This is a genomic window from Bacillus cereus ATCC 14579 (assembly GCF_000007825.1).
GTDB lineage: Bacteria > Bacillota > Bacilli > Bacillales > Bacillaceae_G > Bacillus_A > Bacillus_A cereus.
The window spans coordinates 1,324,025-1,339,320 of the sequence record NC_004722.1 but is presented as its reverse complement, the minus strand read 5'-3'; the positions used below and the strand labels follow the sequence as shown (position 1 = coordinate 1,339,320).

Genomic DNA, 15,296 nt, shown 5'->3' with positions numbered 1-15,296 from the left:
TTCTTATTCCATTAAGAAGTTGCACATATAATAATTTCGGATATAAAGGAGATTTTAAAAATGGCAGAATTCAAAGAGCAAGTATTAGATATTTTAGAAGAAGTATGTGAAAACGATATTGTGAAAGAAAACTTAGATGTTCAATTATTTGAAGAAGGTATCCTTGATTCTTTCGCTGTAGTATCTTTATTAGTTGAATTCCAAGAGCGTTTAGATATTGAAGTTTCTATTTCTGATTTTGACCGTGACGAGTGGGCTACACCAAACATGGTTATTAAAAAGTTGGAAGAAATCCGATGAACAAAGCAAAATTTGGTCCGATGCTTTTAGCATTGGCCCTTTTTGCTGTATTCTTACTTATTCCAACGCGCTTCCTACTTCCACTTTTAAGTGATGAAAAAGTAGAACAAGCTGCTACTTCTTTAAAAGAAGAAAAAATTCAAAGTATGATTTTACAGCAAAAGATGTTAGCAGATCCAAAATATCTTCCGATGTACGGTTCATCGGAATTCGCACGTATGGATGCTTTCCATCCATCTAATTATTTTAAAGTAAAGCCTGAAGGATTTACGCCATTCCTTCTTGGACGCGGCGGAACACAAGACCTTGTACATGTATTAAACTTCGCATCTACAATGGATCAATTGAAAGATAAGAAAATGGTATTCGTTCTTTCTCCACAATGGTTTGTACCACAAGGTATTGACGAAACGCACTTTGCACCTAACTTTTCAAAACAACAAGGTTACCACTTCATTTTCAACAATGATTTAAAACCTGAAATGAAAAAACAAATTGCAAAGCGTTTATTAAACTTTGAGATTGTAAAAAAAGAAACTTTATTAAAAATTTCGCTTGAAGGTATCGCTTATGATGATACGAAGTATAAAGTAAAAGCACTTGCTGCTAAACCTTTCGCTTATATTTACCGTAACATTTTAGATCGTAAAGATTTATTTACAGCTATGTTTAATATTAAACCGCACAAAGAGAAGCTCGATTCTTCATTAAAACAAATGAACTGGGAAGAGGCTCGTAAACATGCGGATCAAACAGGTGCAGCAGAATCTAGATCTAATGAATATGGTATCGAAGATGGTTACTTCAATAGCAAAATTAAGAAAAAATTAAAGCAACGTGAAGGTTACTTAAAAAATGATGCTTATGACCAATCGCCAGAATATGAAGATTTACAAATTGTACTTGATTTATTAAAACAATCTGGTGCAAAACCACTCTTCATTTCTGTTCCTGTCAAAGGTCCTTGGTACGACTACGCTGGCTTCCCGAAAGAACGCCGCGAAGCATACTATAAGAAAGTTCATGAGCAAATTGAAAAAGCTGGTTATCCAATTGCCGACTTCTCAAATCATGAATACGATAAATACTTCTTAAAAGATCATATGCACTTAGGTTGGAAAGGCTGGGTTTACATCGACGAAGCCATCCAACAATTTTATAAAGCAAACTAACGAAAAGACCGCTTGAATTACTCAAGTGGTCTTTTTGTATATATTTTGTAATTGCTCGATTGCATTCGCCGCTTCTTTCATAACTCGCTCCACTACATGCTGAGCTGATTCGATTCGTGCCAATGATGCTGCCTGCCCTGCCCAAAGTGACATATATTCTTCCTTATTTTGCTGCGCTGCCTCTTGGCGTATTTTAGAAGTTAATACGTTTTGCACTGGATATACCGGAAGCCCTTCTTCTTTTCCTTCATGTCTCTCTATAAATTCATTCCGAATACCGCGTGCATATTTCCCGGAAAACGCACGAGTTACAGTTGTGCTCGTATCTGTACTATGTAAAACCGCTTCTTTATACACATCGTGCGTAATACTCTCTTCACTTGTTAAAAAGGCTGATCCCATTTGAACACCTTCTGCTCCTAGTGCCAATGCCGCAACAAGCCCTTGTCCGTTCATTACACCACCTGCTGCGACAATTGGGATATGCGGAACAGCCCCTACTAACTGAGGTATTAACGCAAACGTACCAATCATAGCATCTCGTTCTTTCCCAATAAACGTTCCTCTATGCCCTCCTGCTTCGCTACCTTGCCCAATAATAATATCTACTCCTAGCTCAGCAAGTACTTTCGCTTCCTTCACATGGGTAGCTGTTCCGATAACTTTTATTCCACTTCTTTTTAAATCATTTATTTCTTCTTTTTCTAACGTTTGAAATGCAAAGCTAACGACCGGTACTTTTTCATCTAATAGCACTTGTAATTGTTCCTTATAGCTTTTTGGAAGCTTTAACGTTCCTTCTACTTCTATACCTAATTCTCTATTCACTCCGCTTAGTAATACTTTCGCCTCATCTACCTTCTCTTCTTCTATTTCTATCTCTTTCGTTACAAGTAAATTAACACCGAAAGGCTTATCTGTTAGTTCTCTTATTCTATAAATCGCTTCACGAATTTGTTCTGGGCTCATATAGCCCGCTCCAAGCGTCCCTAATCCTCCACTATTACTTACTGCTGCAACAAGTTCTGGCGTCGTAATCGCGCCTGCCATACCGGCTTGAACAACGGGATACTCAATTTTTAATATGTCTGTTACTCGACTTGTAATCATCATTTCCCCTCCTATTTCCTTTATATCTTCTTTATTTGATAAGCTTTCCCCTGCTTTTGCAAGGGTTGAACTTCATATGAAGCGAATATATTGAAAGAGAAGGAGGCTGAGCTTAATGATTTATCCAAATGCATTAAAACAAGGTGATACAGTAATGATTATTGCACCATCTGGTCCACCTACAATCGAAAATGTATTAAAAGGTGTGAATGTATTACAAGAGATGGGGTTATCCGTAATAATCGGGAAGAGTGTTTACGAGAAATATGGATTTTTAGCCGGAAGTGATCAAGTTCGGCTTGACGATATACATGAAGCATTTACAAATAATGAAGTGAAGGCAATTTTTTGTGCACGAGGTGGTTATGGAAGTGCTCGTCTTCTTCCTCACATTCAATATGAAGTTATTAGGCAGAATCCAAAAATCTTTTGGGGATATAGCGATATTACAGCTTTACATACTGCTGTTTCACGTTATGCAAAGCTTATAACATTTCATGGTCCGATGATTGAAGAACTAGGAAAAGGCATTGATTCCCTATCTTTATCCTCTTTTAATCAGCTATTCCATCCGTATTCAACCATTTTATCTGCATCAGAATGTATCGTACCTAGCTCTCACAGTACAGTTACAGGTACGTTAGTTGGAGGAAATTTAGCTGTGTTAACAAGTATAATTGGCTCGCCCTACGAGATAAATACGGACAATACACTTTTATTACTTGAAGACATTGGTGAAGAACCGTACCGCATTGACCGTATGTTAAATCAGCTACTTTTATCTGGAAAGTTTAATGAATGCAGGGGCGTTATTTTCACAAGTTGTCACGACTGCACTCCTTCAAAGCCCTCTCAATCATTGCAAACAATATTATATGAATATTTCGCGCCATATCATATACCTGTCCTATTCGATTTACCAATTGGACATATAAGTCCAAACATCGGTATTCCACTTGGAGCTACAGCAACAATAAACACGAATAATAAAACAGTCTCTATTTCTTCTGGTATAGCCACTCCATATTCAAATTAAAAAGGAAAAGCGATTACGCTTTTCCTTTTACTTATAATAATTAAAAATTCGTCCAGATGCGATATCTGCAATTTCTTCTGGAATAAATGTTTTACTTATATCAGTGCCAACATTTAATACAGCTGTAGCATCTTTCTCAATGCTACCAAATAACTCTTTCCCACGTATCGTAATAAGGGGCGTTCCTTCTGGCAACACATCTTTTACAAATTCCATTTGTGTAAAGAACGGAACGATCCATCTACCTTCTCCTTGGAAATGACGCAAACGAAGTATCCCTTCTGTTGCCCCGTCCTCTGCTTCTAGTGAACCAGCAACATAAAACTCAGTAGATAAGAGCAATTCATAAAATTCCTTTTGCTTCTGTTTATCATCCCCTGCTACAACAAGTACCTCTTCTAATTTCTTTACTGAAATTTGCTCCATATGATGCCACCCCTATTTTCAAAATGATTGCACTTAGATTATACGAAATATTCTTATTTTTTTCTACATAATTCGCAATTATTTTCTTAAAATAATTTTAATACTTCTTTTGTCGTCACAATCGTAGCAAACTCTTCATGTAAATTTACAAGTGTCATATTGTGAATATCCTCTGCACTATACTCCTTACCATCTAAACCTTTACGGTTAAACGTAGCCGTTGCATCACTCACTAAATATGTTGTAAATCCTAAATTCCCTGCCATTCGTGTCGTAGTTTCCACGCAATGATTTGTCGTTAATCCTACAACCACTACTGCATTACATTTGTTCTTTCTTAATTGCTCTTCTAAATTTGCCCCAATGAACGCGCTGTTAACGAATTTCTGAATAACCACTTCACCAAGTAGTGGTTGCACTTCTTCTTTAAAGTTTACCGTTTCCGCTCTCTCATAAAACATTGACTGAGCATTTTCTTTATTTACATGTTGAATATGAAAAACTGGTCGTTCCCTTTTTCTCCATTCTTCTAACAAAATTCTCATGTTTTCTTCAGCAAAAATATTATTTCTCTCGCCCCAATCTGGTAATTGAAATGCCTTTTGTACATCGATTATGATAAGTGCTATTTGATTTGTCATCATTTCCCCCTTAATTTGGCTGTAATTGAAATAGAAAACCAAGTTGTTGTGACGCAGTAATAAAGCAAACATAGGCGCAAAGCTCTACAATTTCTTTTTCTGTCCAATATTGTTTTAATACGTGAAACATAGTATCATCTATTGCTTTTCGGTCATGAACAAATGTATGCGCAAAAGTAACAGCTACACCAATCTCCTCTGCCTTTTGCACATCATCAGGTCTTCCCTTTGCCATACAGTACGGACATTCATTCCCATACGCTAATGTTCTTCTCACTTGCTCCTTCAACTCTGCTGAAAGAGTTCCTGTATTGTACAGTGTATCTTCTAACGTACTCCACGAATGTAATATATCCGAATTATGCCCTAATAACTTTTGAAACTTTGTATCTCCTACATTTGATAATGAAATTCTCTCCATCATTTCCCCTCCTATTTCCTTCTGTTTTATTGTAAAATAAATAACGTTCACTTTACATTTCATATGAATCTTAATTTATATTTTCCCTTTACAAAAATCATTATTTTACTGGAGGTATATTTACAAATGCAATTAGACCGTGTTGATCGAAAAATTTTAAATGAATTATATAATGATAGTCGCCTTTCGATGCGTGAATTGGCGAAACGAGTAAACTTATCTGCTCCGTCTACTTCAGAACGTGTTCGTAAGCTCGAAAGCGAAGGTGTTATTCAAAAATACACAATCGATATTGATTATAAAAAGGCAGGACTCGTTTTAGATTGTATTTTAGAAATCACTTTAAAAAATGGTGATACAACACGTATGCAACAATTTATTCAGTCTTATCCATCTGCAAGTTTTTGTTACCGAGTAACAGGAAGCTTATGCTACATTGTAAAAATTTCTGTTCCTTCACTCGTTGAACTTGAAGAATTTATCAATGATGTTTCTTCATATGCAACGACAGTTTCTCATATCGTATTATCAGAAGTATCTCTTACTCCTGATATTGAACATATCTTCCCAGAAGATTAATTTATTTTTATTCAAAAAATATAAAAAAACCCCTTACAATAAGAATAAAAATAATATATTATGTATTAAAATACATAAAGTTCGAGAAAGGGGCTTTACATTGAAAATCTGGTTTTATGAAAAAACGGCACAATTAGATGACTTGCTTGGTATTTGGGACAATGTTCCAACCATCCCGCGAATTGGTGAAAAAGTGGAGATTTTAAAGACGGTCCGCACTGTTACAGATATTAAATATGTAAAGAACGGTAATAATTTTCGAGTAGAAATTATTACAAATTAAAAAGTAGCTCTTTAGGAGCTACTTTTTAATTATCTATTATGTGCTTTCTTTATAACGATTTTATCTTCTTCTACAGATACTGTTACATAATCATTTTCTTCTAACCGAAGCTTATTTACAGCCTCATCTGGTAACTCTATGGCCATCAATCTATCGGTTAAGATCACTTGACTATACACTTCATTTTCTTGTGATGAACTCACTACTTTTTGCTCATTTATAAAACGTACTGGTGGCACGCCAACTTCTTTTACTGTACGCCATTGTTTCCAAACATAAGGAATTAACCAAAGCAATCCAACAACTGTAAGACCGATACCAATCCATAAATTACTTTGCGCTTGTAATTCAGTAATTGAGATTGTACCGCTTTCTTCTCCACCGAAAAATTGCATACTTGTTGCAATCAAATTATTTAGAGCGTGCACAGCTATATTCGTCCATATATTTTTTGTCTTTATGTATAAAAGACACATAACGACACCAAACATGAACGCACCAATAACATCGAAATGTCCTAAGCCAAAAATAATTGAAGATATAATTACAGCTTTTTTAATTCCCCATTTATAAGCCATTCGCTGTAAGAAAAATCCCCTAAAAATAACCTCTTCCATAATAGGTGCTAACACACATGCTGAAATGAAAGTAAATATCGTCATATATACGTTACTCGTATTAATAACATTTCCGTCTTCTAGCATAGTAACTAAGAAATTCGGTAACGTATGTGCTAATATGTAAAATTGAATCTGAGATATGCCAACTGAAAAAATCATCCCCATTATCGTTGCTAATACAATTAATCCCCAAGATAAACGTCCTGGCTTATCAAAAAAACTGTTAAATACAACATTATTTTTATTTGTTTTTACGTATAGCCAAAGTAACGGAAATACAAAAAATACAGTTATTTGTGAAATAACCTCCATCGTATTCTCAGAAACATTTGTTAGATCTAATGGAATCATTATAAGGAACACCCCTATAATCATCCATCCAAAAAAGCTACGTAGCCTTATACGTGAAAATGCATAGTGCATATAGAACACCTCCAAAGATAGTAAAAGTAAATGGTCGGATAACTACATTATAATATGAATATAGTTGAAACTCTTCCTATTTTTCTCAATTACTTTCAAACAACATAGTTTTTAAAATACCATATCGGTGTTCTTCAAGTTGCAATCCAAGTGAAATTTATGTAATAAAAATCCCCGTTTTTACAAGCGGGGATTTCTTTTATTATAATACGTCACGTTTTTGGAATAATGCACTTGATGCTACAAGTAACACAACAAAGTATGCAGCTACAAGTAATAATGAAGTTGTAAACGTAAATTCTGTAAATGTTGGTTCCATTCCACCATTGATTAATTTATTACTATCGTAAGCTCTTAAATCCAAATGGTTGAATACTACAAACTTCGCTACACCTTTTGCAAACATTATTAATACCATATTAATTGCACCTTGTAAGAAGAATAGGAACATCGTAATAATTAATGGTAATACAGATTTTCTAAAGACATTTGCTAGGAAAAATGCAAGTGTTGCAAAAAAGAACGGTGAAAGTAGTTGATATAAAGTGGACTTCATAACGATTCCTAATGTTAATTCTGTTTTACTACCATCCATTACAATACCGCCAATAATCATTGCAATTAGCATACCAGCTAATACGATAAATAACATTGCTAATAACACTGTAATATATTTAGAAAATAAAACTGCAAGTCTTTTTCTTGGACGGATTAACAATTGTTTAATTGTACCTTTTTGGAACTCATCAGTAAGAGTACGGGCAGCAAGTGTAATCCCAAAAATCGTTGTAAATAAAACAATTAAGCCAATCTCTGAGTTTGCATAATCTAAATATGATCCCTTAAACTCATCACCTTTTCCCCACTTCAACATTGCTAAAGTACCTAAAATTTCGATTGCCGCAATGACACCCATTAAAATATACATACCTTTTTTCGCATGCAACTTTAAAAATTCATTTTGAATTAATTTAAACATTACGCTTTCACTCCCCCAGTAATCGCTAAGAACTCATCCTCTAACGTTTTATTTTGAACAGTAACTCCGTATACAAGCACATCAGCATGAACAAGTTTTTTTACAAGTTGCGGAATGTTGTCTTTTGTTACAGATGCTACAATTACATTCCCTTTTGCTTTACCTTTAATGATTTCATTTGCTTTCTGAACTTCATCTACTTCAAACGCTACAACGACTGCCTCATCATGTTTCACTTTTTCATGTAAGTTGTACTCTTGTACAAACTCACCTTGTTTAATAATAACGACGCGATCACACATTAATTCAATTTCACTCAATAAGTGACTTGATACGATTACAGCAATATTCTCTTCTTTCGCTAAACGTTGTAAATAATCACGAATTTGGCGAATACCAGCTGGATCTAATCCATTTGTCGGTTCATCTAAAATTAAGATTTTCGGCTGATGCAGTAATGCCTGTGCAATTCCTAAACGTTGTTTCATACCAAGTGAATATGTTTTCACCTTTTTATGAATCGCATGCTCTAACTCAACAAGCTTTACAATCTCAGCAATGCGCTCTTTACTAATTGGTGTAATGGCCATGTTTGCAAAATGCTTTAAGTTTTGCATTCCTGTCATATAATCATATAGTTCTGGATTTTCTACAATCGCTCCAATTTGCTCTAATGCCTTTTCACGCTCTGAGCGAATACTATGTCCACAAATTGTAATATCGCCCTCTGTCATTGAAATAAGACCTGTCATCATACGGATCGTCGTCGTCTTACCGCTACCGTTCGGTCCAAGGAATCCGTATACTTCTCCTTCACGAACCTCAAATGATAAACCACGAATAATTTCCGTTCCACCAATCTTTTTTCGAACATTCTCTAACTTTACTACTACGTTTCCCAATGCTGATTCCTCCTTTAGACTTCTAGTTTTTTATCGACTATGTGACCTGTAACTACTAGTAATATAATTGTTAATAAACAATTAAAAAATAGATTTAAAATTGTAACCTCTGTACCAGAATAAAATGATGTATTTAAAAAACCATTTTGATCTATAAATCCAATATTATTTATAGCAAACACATACTTTTCTATTTGCTGAAAAATATACGTTATTCCTCCATTAAATGCGGTAAAAATGACGAATAAAACTAAACAAGCAACTTTATTCATAGATGATTTCACATTTAATAGTTTTACAATTACTATAATGAAATAAATAGAAACTAGCATATTAAGAAAATCTAGTCCCCATAAGAAAATAGATAACATATGATGTAATATTCCATAATTATATAAACTGTGTATTGCTTGCTGAATACCTAAATTAGTTTTTCCATTGTAAATATTTAAAGAAAAATAGTATAGAAAAATGATTCCTATTCCTAGCAAAATCATAAAGAGTAGTACACAGAATAAACTATTTGCACATATATACTTTTTTGCTGAAATAGAAGTATAACGTAGCATAGAGTTTTTTAACATTTTCCGAAAAGACGATATACCTGTTAAAAGAATTGCAAATCCATTTATACCTAGTACGATAAAGAATATAATAATAATTATATCTTGCCTACCTGAAATTCTAACTCCTGAAACTCCTTTCATATTAAATAAAAGAATTAATGAAACTGTAATAAAACCAAAGTAAATAATGGCTATCTTTCTCTTATTACAATTATATAGATAAAGAAAAAGCTGACTCATTTCTCATAGGCCTCCTTAAACAGCTCATGTACTGCTTTACCCTTTTGAAATCGTAGTTCTTCCACATTTTCATGCAATATTATTTCTCCATCTTTCAAAAAGATTACTTCATCGAATATATTTTCGATTTCTCTTATTAAATGAGTCGATATAAGTAGCGTACAATCTTCACGATAAAATTTAAGTATTAACTCAAGTACATGTTCTCTAGAAACAAGATCAATCCCGCCCAATGGCTCATCCAGTACATATAGCTTCGCTTTTCGAGAAAACGTTAAAATAATCTGCAGCTTCTCAACCATACCTTTTGACAATGCTGTAATTTTTTCTTCTAACGGTATTTTAAATTCTGCAATCGTATCTACCGCTTTTTGAATATCGAAGTCTTTATAAAAATCTCGGTAGAAAAATAAAGCGTCTTTTACAGTCATCCAATCATCAAAGATTGGCTTATCGGACATAAATGAAACAATTTCTTTCGTCTGTAACCCTACCTTTTTACCGTCTATTGTAATACTACCTTCAGAAGGGTGTTGCAAGCCTGCAATCATTTTCAATAACGTTGTTTTCCCGCTCCCGTTATCTCCAACAAGCCCAACGATTTTCCCTTCCGTAATCTCTATGTTTAATTCACGGATCACTGCTTTTAATCCGTATCTCTTCCATAAGTTTTCTATTTTCAATAGCTCTGTCATTGGCTCTCCTCCCTCTTATCATGTAATGAAGAACGAAGAATTGTAAGAATTTCTTCTTCTGAAAAACCTAAATTGTCCATTCCATCTATAAAAGAATGAAGTAATTCTTTCGCCATCTCTTTTCGCAGCTCCATAATTTTCTCCCCTTCATTCGTTACATACCGTCCCATTCCTCTACGTGTGACAACAACTCCATCCCGTTCTAGCTCTTGAAATGTACGCTGAATCGTATTTGGATTCACTTGTAATTCACTCGCTAATTCACGGACAGAGGGAATTTTATCACCAGGTAATAAATGTCCTGTTACGATCTCTTTTTTTATGTATTCCATTACCTGAATGTAAATTGGTGTATTTGGAGAAAACTCTATTTTCATTTCTTCCCTCCTTTTGTATCAGTGTACTAGTTAAATAATACACCGATACAAAAAGTTTGTAAATACCCATTTAATTACAAAAAAGTTCTATCCGTTAAACGAATAGAACTTCCCAAATATAAATCGCTATACAAAAATAATAGTGTTATGTAAACAAAATTATAAAGAAAAACTGTCTTATCAATGAATAAGACAGTTTTTCTTTATAATCCTATATTAAAAGTTAAACACGAAGTCATCGTCAGCTAACTTTTCAACGTTCGTTGCTTTTACGTAACCATTTCCTTTTACAGAGAAGAAATCATGGTTTTTCGTATCTGTACGTAAACCATTTAAAACGATTGGGTTAATTTCTTCTTCTTCAAACTTCGGCTCAAGTCCTAAGTTCATAAGCCCTTTATTCGCATTGTAACGAACGAAACGATTTACATCTTCTACAAGACCGATAGAAGTGTAAATTTCTTCTGTATAGGCCATTTCAATTTCATATAGTTCCATTAATAACTCTTGTGTTTCTTTTTGCACTTCTTGTTGCTCTTCTGCAGAAAGTTCTGCGAAGATTTGTTGTGCTAAAATACCGACGAATACGCCGTGAATTGACTCATCACGAATTATCAAGTTGATAATCTCACCACTTGCTGTTAGTTTTCCTTGACCAGCTAAGTAAAGTGGATAGAAGAATCCGCTATAGAATAAGTAACTTTCTAAGAACACACTTGCTACCATTGCCATGTATAACTCTTTTTTTGTTACTTCAGGCTTTAATAAACGACGATAGTAACTAGTAATAATACCAGCTTTTTTCTCAAGTAACGGATGATTGTCTACCCAGTCAAAAATATCATCAATCTCTTCTTCTGTAGCTAATGTTGTGAAAATGTGACTATAACTTTTCGCATGTACTTCTTCCATAGCTCCCATGAAAGCTAATACACTTTTCGCTTGTAAATTTTCAAGATGAACCAGTACAAGTGGCATTCCTTCGCCACCTTGTTTCGTATCTAAAAGTGTTAAACCACCTAATACACGCTTATAAGCAATTTGCTCTTCTTTCGATAATTGCACCCAAGTATTTTTGTCAGACGAAACCGCAATTTCTTCTTCTGTCCAAAACTGAGCGATGTTTTGCTTCCAAAACATTAAACTAAAATCATCTTCTTTTTTGTTCCAGTTTACCGCACGCATTAAATCGCCCCTTCTCTAAATATGATAACTAAGCATGAGCAGGGTTCAGAAAACCCTGCTCATCATGTCTCACTTTTTATATTAAACGGTACAAGCCACACACTCTTCCACGCTTAATTTACGTGTTCTCGTATAATACAGACTCTTTAAGCCTTTTTTATGTGCATAGATGTAGTAACGTGCTAATTCACGTGTTGAAATATCACTATTAACGTAAAGAATTGTACTAATTCCTTGGTCAATATGTTCTTGAATTTCTGCGATTAAATCAATTAATTTAAACTGATTCATATCGTAAGAAGATTTATAGTACCAGAACGTATCTTTTGATAAATACGGCATTGGATAATATGTTGTCGCATTCGCATATGTTCTTGATTCGATTTGACTTACAATCGGCATTACGCTTGAAGTTGCATTTTGAACGTAACTGATTGATTGTGTTGGAGCAATGGCAAGACGATATGAGTTGTATAAACCATTCTTCTGTACTTGCTCTTTTAAACTTGTCCAATCTTCTTTTGTTGGAATATGAATTCCTTCAAATAGTTGCTGAACTTTTTCAGTTACTGGGCTGTAATCTGTCGTTTCATACTTTTCGAAGTATGTGCCATTCGCATAATCAGATTTATCGAAGTCCTTAAATGTCTCGCCTTTTTCTGTAGCGATTTCCATACTTTTCTCAATAGAGTAGTAATTTAACATCATAAAGAATGTACGAGCGAATTCTTTCGCTTCTGCACTTTCATAAGCGATTTTATTTTTTGCTAAATATCCGTGTAAGTTCATTGCTCCAAGTCCAACTGAATGAAGCTCGTCATTTGCTTTTTTCACAGTTGGTGCATTCGGAATAATCGTCATATCAGAAACAGCTGTTAAAGCTTCCATTCCCGCATGAACTGCTTCACGAATTTCTTTATTTTCCATTACGTTTACGATATTTAACGATCCTAAGTTACAGTTAATATCACGACGGATAATGTCATCTGTACCGTAATCATTTATTTCTGAAGTTTCTTGAAGCTGGAAGATTTCTGTACATAAGTTCGACATCTTCACAGTTCCAATATCCTTCAATGGATGTTGATTATTTGCATTTGATTTAAACATTAAGTATGGGTAACCAGACTCAAGCTGAATCATAGCGATTTTAATAAGCATATCACGTGCACTAATATCTAGTGGCTTCTTCTTCACTTTCGGATTGCTCATTAATTCATCGTACATTTCATCAATGTCAATATCATCTAAATGCTTGCCATATTCTTTATAAACCGTATAAGGCGCGAAAACATGGAAAGGTTCGTTTTTCTCAGCAAGCTCAAAGAACTTACTTGGAACGATAATTCCGATTGATAGAGACTGAATACGGCTCTTCTCATCGGCATTTATTTTTTTTGTATCAAGGAATTCAATAATATCCCAATGGAAAATGTTTAAATATACTGCACCGGCACCTTTTCGTTGACCAAGCTGATTCGCATATGAAAACGAATCTTCAAGCAATTTCATAACAGGTACTACGCCACTTGCAGCGTTGTCGATACCTTTAATTTGCTCACCGCGTGCGCGTAGCTTAGATAAGTTTAAAGCTACTCCCCCGCCGATTTTCGATAATTGCATCGCAGTATTAATGTTAAAGCCGATCGAATTTAAGCTATCGTCCATCTCTAACAAGAAACAAGACACCATTTCTCCTCTTCTGCTTCTTCCCGCATTTAAAAAGGTTGGTGTCGCTGGTTGGTAGTTTTGTTTTACAATCATGCTTGCGAATTGTCTTGCCTTCGAAACATCACCGCGTCCTAAGTATAATGAAACAATTGCTACACGATCTTCATAGCTTTCTAAGTATTGTTTTTGATCATTCGTTTTTAACGCATAATCTTTGTAGAACTTAGATGCTGCCATATAAGATTGGAACTCGAAGTTTTCACCATAAGCGATGTTATATACTTCCTCTACTTCCTCCAAGCTATACTCGTCCAGAACGTTGTAATAGTAATCATGTTCTTTCATATACTCCATTCGCTCTGCCACGCTATTAAAAGGAACGGTATTCTCTCTAGCTTCTTCCATAAAGACTTCTAATGCCTCTTTATCTTTATGAAGCTGATAAAAACCGTCCTGCATTTGCGTGATTTCATTATTCAGTTCAATGTGTCGCAATCTCCCGCACCCTTTCCTTAAAATATTCTACATCGTTATTTGTTCCAGATAACTCAAATTTTGATACAATAGGCACTTCATATTTAGTAGAAATCTTGTCAGCACTTGCACCGAACATGTCTCCCCAGTTACGATTGCCGCTTGCAGATACGCCTTTTAATTTTTCATTATTGCGCTCTAAAAAGTCTAAAACACGTTCTGGTACATTGCCAAAACCTGTTGTATACGTAATAAGAATAAAGTCTTCATCTATTACTAGATCTTCATCAATTTGAACGGCCGGCATATTTAATTTGTGAATGAAACGCTTCACGTTTCCTGTCATAGAATCATATGCAACTAACATTTCCGACCCTCCCTCTCAAATCTATATTCTCTATATGTTGTTCTTGATTTCTCTATATATTGTATTACGTTTCAAAATAAGACACAAGATATATGTATAAATTCTTTCTTTTTTTAACTTTTACTTTTCGACATGATAGCCGTTTTTTTTCAATACAATGACTATGAAACAACATTCTAAAACTCATGTCAATAAAGTGCTTTTCAAAAAAGTTGTCAACGAATTTAACCTTATTTTTAAAAAAGTTAACAATATATTTTGTCATAAAACGGTAGATGCTGAAGAAATATATTTCTCCAGCATCACGCAAAAAAGAACAGATATGAAACTATAATCTGCTCTAAAAAACGATTACATTTATCAAATTTACCTTATTAAATATATTATACATATACTTTCGTTTCTCGTTACATACTAAAAGATAACTATTATAGAAAAAGATTATTATTATGGAACTTCAATTTATTTATGAAAAGTTTATTCAGAGTGCTCAATGCGCAAAATATCTTTTACAAATATATGATGCGGATTTTCATCTTTATCAATCATTGTACATACCGGAGCCTCTTCATCAAAGTATACAATCATTCCTTCTACGTACTGATATGTATGTCGAACTTGTACAGTTACTTTAATTTCTACTGCTTCTTCATATGCTCTTTTTATTTTCTGAAGCATTTTTGCTGAACATTTTCGTTTCTCTGGATACATAACCATTCCCATAAATCGATTGCCGGCTCTATCTTTCCACATATAATCCCAATGTGGTAAAATGCCTTGTTTAAAATCGCCCATAAATCCCCTCTCCTTTATCTTTTATTTATCCCGC

19 protein-coding genes are annotated in these 15,296 nt (G+C 34.3%); 5 read left to right on the top strand and 14 right to left on the bottom strand.

Translation table 11 applies throughout. From position 1 onward, the window contains the following. The first annotated feature begins 60 nt into the window (after positions 1 to 60). Positions 61 to 300 carry a D-alanine--poly(phosphoribitol) ligase subunit DltC gene (dltC, locus tag BC_RS06815; protein ID WP_000807310.1) on the top strand — a complete coding sequence of 80 codons (240 nt, stop codon included), beginning with the start codon at positions 61 to 63 and terminating at the stop codon, positions 298 to 300. Next, positions 297 to 1,472: a D-alanyl-lipoteichoic acid biosynthesis protein DltD gene (gene dltD / locus BC_RS06810; RefSeq protein WP_001030273.1), complete on the top strand. Its 1,176-nt coding sequence runs from the start codon at positions 297 to 299 to the stop codon at positions 1,470 to 1,472. Before dltC ends, dltD begins: the two co-directional genes overlap by 4 nt. Positions 1,473 to 1,493: 21 nt before the next feature. On the opposite strand, the gene BC_RS06805 is transcribed toward dltD, so the two are convergent. Then, positions 1,494 to 2,582 (bottom strand): NAD(P)H-dependent flavin oxidoreductase, encoded by a 1,089-nt coding sequence (locus tag BC_RS06805; RefSeq protein WP_000633255.1) that lies wholly within the window; start codon positions 2,580 to 2,582, stop codon positions 1,494 to 1,496. A gap of 115 nt (positions 2,583 to 2,697) precedes the next feature. On the opposite strand from BC_RS06805, the gene BC_RS06800 reads away from it, so the two are divergent. Continuing rightward, positions 2,698 to 3,618 carry a S66 peptidase family protein gene (locus tag BC_RS06800; RefSeq protein WP_000640062.1) on the top strand — a complete coding sequence of 307 codons (921 nt, stop codon included), beginning with the start codon at positions 2,698 to 2,700 and terminating at the stop codon, positions 3,616 to 3,618. A gap of 27 nt (positions 3,619 to 3,645) precedes the next feature. Here the strand turns inward: BC_RS06800 and BC_RS06795 are convergent, their stop codons facing one another. From BC_RS06795 to BC_RS06785, 3 genes are all read right to left on the bottom strand, one after another. Then, a complete protein-coding gene (locus BC_RS06795; RefSeq protein ID WP_000435265.1) occupies positions 3,646 to 4,044 on the bottom strand; it encodes an SseB family protein in 399 nt (132 codons plus the stop codon). Between the two features lie 86 nt (positions 4,045 to 4,130). Then, on the bottom strand, positions 4,131 to 4,685 hold the full coding sequence (locus tag BC_RS06790) for a cysteine hydrolase family protein (protein ID WP_000184428.1): 555 nt from the start codon (positions 4,683 to 4,685) through the stop codon (positions 4,131 to 4,133). Between the two features lie 10 nt (positions 4,686 to 4,695). Beyond that, entirely contained in the window at positions 4,696 to 5,106 is a 411-nt protein-coding gene (locus tag BC_RS06785; RefSeq protein WP_000439759.1) for a carboxymuconolactone decarboxylase family protein, read from the bottom strand. Between the two features lie 126 nt (positions 5,107 to 5,232). On the opposite strand from BC_RS06785, the gene BC_RS06780 reads away from it, so the two are divergent. After that, positions 5,233 to 5,685 carry an Lrp/AsnC family transcriptional regulator gene (locus BC_RS06780; protein WP_001175505.1) on the top strand — a complete coding sequence of 151 codons (453 nt, stop codon included), beginning with the start codon at positions 5,233 to 5,235 and terminating at the stop codon, positions 5,683 to 5,685. A 100-nt stretch (positions 5,686 to 5,785) separates the two neighbouring features. Next, a complete protein-coding gene (locus BC_RS06775) occupies positions 5,786 to 5,968 on the top strand; it encodes a DUF3913 family protein (RefSeq protein ID WP_000707107.1) in 183 nt (60 codons plus the stop codon). Between the two features lie 29 nt (positions 5,969 to 5,997). Here the strand turns inward: BC_RS06775 and BC_RS06770 are convergent, their stop codons facing one another. From BC_RS06770 to BC_RS06725, 10 genes are all read right to left on the bottom strand, one after another. Beyond that, positions 5,998 to 7,011 (bottom strand): CPBP family intramembrane glutamic endopeptidase, encoded by a 1,014-nt coding sequence (locus BC_RS06770; protein WP_000558806.1) that lies wholly within the window; start codon positions 7,009 to 7,011, stop codon positions 5,998 to 6,000. Between the two features lie 202 nt (positions 7,012 to 7,213). Then, positions 7,214 to 7,990, bottom strand: a complete 777-nt coding sequence (locus BC_RS06765) for an ABC transporter permease (RefSeq protein WP_000475455.1) — start codon at positions 7,988 to 7,990, stop codon at positions 7,214 to 7,216. Then, positions 7,990 to 8,892, bottom strand: a complete 903-nt coding sequence (locus tag BC_RS06760) for an ABC transporter ATP-binding protein (protein ID WP_000528788.1) — start codon at positions 8,890 to 8,892, stop codon at positions 7,990 to 7,992. The genes BC_RS06765 and BC_RS06760 overlap by 1 nt, the downstream gene beginning before the upstream one ends. Positions 8,893 to 8,906: 14 nt before the next feature. After that, positions 8,907 to 9,698 carry an ABC transporter permease gene (locus BC_RS06755; RefSeq protein WP_000080432.1) on the bottom strand — a complete coding sequence of 264 codons (792 nt, stop codon included), beginning with the start codon at positions 9,696 to 9,698 and terminating at the stop codon, positions 8,907 to 8,909. Then, complete coding sequence (locus tag BC_RS06750; protein ID WP_000137738.1) at positions 9,695 to 10,393, bottom strand: ABC transporter ATP-binding protein; 699 nt, start codon at positions 10,391 to 10,393, stop codon at positions 9,695 to 9,697. The genes BC_RS06755 and BC_RS06750 overlap by 4 nt, the downstream gene beginning before the upstream one ends. Next, a complete protein-coding gene (locus BC_RS06745) occupies positions 10,390 to 10,770 on the bottom strand; it encodes a GntR family transcriptional regulator (RefSeq protein WP_000687512.1) in 381 nt (126 codons plus the stop codon). The genes BC_RS06750 and BC_RS06745 overlap by 4 nt, the downstream gene beginning before the upstream one ends. 216 nt (positions 10,771 to 10,986) lie before the next feature. After that, complete coding sequence (gene nrdF, locus BC_RS06740) at positions 10,987 to 11,955, bottom strand: class 1b ribonucleoside-diphosphate reductase subunit beta (protein WP_001203029.1); 969 nt, start codon at positions 11,953 to 11,955, stop codon at positions 10,987 to 10,989. An 81-nt stretch (positions 11,956 to 12,036) separates the two neighbouring features. Beyond that, positions 12,037 to 14,121: a class 1b ribonucleoside-diphosphate reductase subunit alpha gene (gene nrdE / locus BC_RS06735; RefSeq protein WP_001215839.1), complete on the bottom strand. Its 2,085-nt coding sequence runs from the start codon at positions 14,119 to 14,121 to the stop codon at positions 12,037 to 12,039. Further along, entirely contained in the window at positions 14,108 to 14,467 is a 360-nt protein-coding gene (gene nrdI, locus BC_RS06730) for a class Ib ribonucleoside-diphosphate reductase assembly flavoprotein NrdI (protein ID WP_000959447.1), read from the bottom strand. Before nrdI ends, nrdE begins: the two co-directional genes overlap by 14 nt. Positions 14,468 to 14,944: 477 nt before the next feature. After that, positions 14,945 to 15,262 carry a hypothetical protein gene (locus BC_RS06725; protein WP_000502205.1) on the bottom strand — a complete coding sequence of 106 codons (318 nt, stop codon included), beginning with the start codon at positions 15,260 to 15,262 and terminating at the stop codon, positions 14,945 to 14,947. Between the last annotated feature and the right edge of the window lie 34 nt (positions 15,263 to 15,296).

What these genes read in the sequence shown, in the direction of transcription:
- dltC (WP_000807310.1), top strand. Translation starts at nt 61, where the DNA reads ATGGCAGAATTCAAAGAGCAAGTATTAGATATTTTAGAAGAAGTATGT.
- dltD (WP_001030273.1), top strand. Translation starts at nt 297, where the DNA reads ATGAACAAAGCAAAATTTGGTCCGATGCTTTTAGCATTGGCCCTTTTT.
- BC_RS06805 (WP_000633255.1), bottom strand. Translation starts at nt 2,582, where the DNA reads ATGATTACAAGTCGAGTAACAGACATATTAAAAATTGAGTATCCCGTT.
- BC_RS06800 (WP_000640062.1), top strand. Translation starts at nt 2,698, where the DNA reads ATGATTTATCCAAATGCATTAAAACAAGGTGATACAGTAATGATTATT.
- BC_RS06795 (WP_000435265.1), bottom strand. Translation starts at nt 4,044, where the DNA reads ATGGAGCAAATTTCAGTAAAGAAATTAGAAGAGGTACTTGTTGTAGCA.
- BC_RS06790 (WP_000184428.1), bottom strand. Translation starts at nt 4,685, where the DNA reads ATGACAAATCAAATAGCACTTATCATAATCGATGTACAAAAGGCATTT.
- BC_RS06785 (WP_000439759.1), bottom strand. Translation starts at nt 5,106, where the DNA reads ATGGAGAGAATTTCATTATCAAATGTAGGAGATACAAAGTTTCAAAAG.
- BC_RS06780 (WP_001175505.1), top strand. Translation starts at nt 5,233, where the DNA reads ATGCAATTAGACCGTGTTGATCGAAAAATTTTAAATGAATTATATAAT.
- BC_RS06770 (WP_000558806.1), bottom strand. Translation starts at nt 7,011, where the DNA reads ATGCACTATGCATTTTCACGTATAAGGCTACGTAGCTTTTTTGGATGG.
- BC_RS06765 (WP_000475455.1), bottom strand. Translation starts at nt 7,990, where the DNA reads ATGTTTAAATTAATTCAAAATGAATTTTTAAAGTTGCATGCGAAAAAA.
- BC_RS06755 (WP_000080432.1), bottom strand. Translation starts at nt 9,698, where the DNA reads ATGAGTCAGCTTTTTCTTTATCTATATAATTGTAATAAGAGAAAGATA.
- BC_RS06750 (WP_000137738.1), bottom strand. Translation starts at nt 10,393, where the DNA reads ATGACAGAGCTATTGAAAATAGAAAACTTATGGAAGAGATACGGATTA.
- BC_RS06745 (WP_000687512.1), bottom strand. Translation starts at nt 10,770, where the DNA reads ATGAAAATAGAGTTTTCTCCAAATACACCAATTTACATTCAGGTAATG.
- nrdF (WP_001203029.1), bottom strand. Translation starts at nt 11,955, where the DNA reads ATGCGTGCGGTAAACTGGAACAAAAAAGAAGATGATTTTAGTTTAATG.
- nrdI (WP_000959447.1), bottom strand. Translation starts at nt 14,467, where the DNA reads ATGTTAGTTGCATATGATTCTATGACAGGAAACGTGAAGCGTTTCATT.
- BC_RS06725 (WP_000502205.1), bottom strand. Translation starts at nt 15,262, where the DNA reads ATGGGCGATTTTAAACAAGGCATTTTACCACATTGGGATTATATGTGG.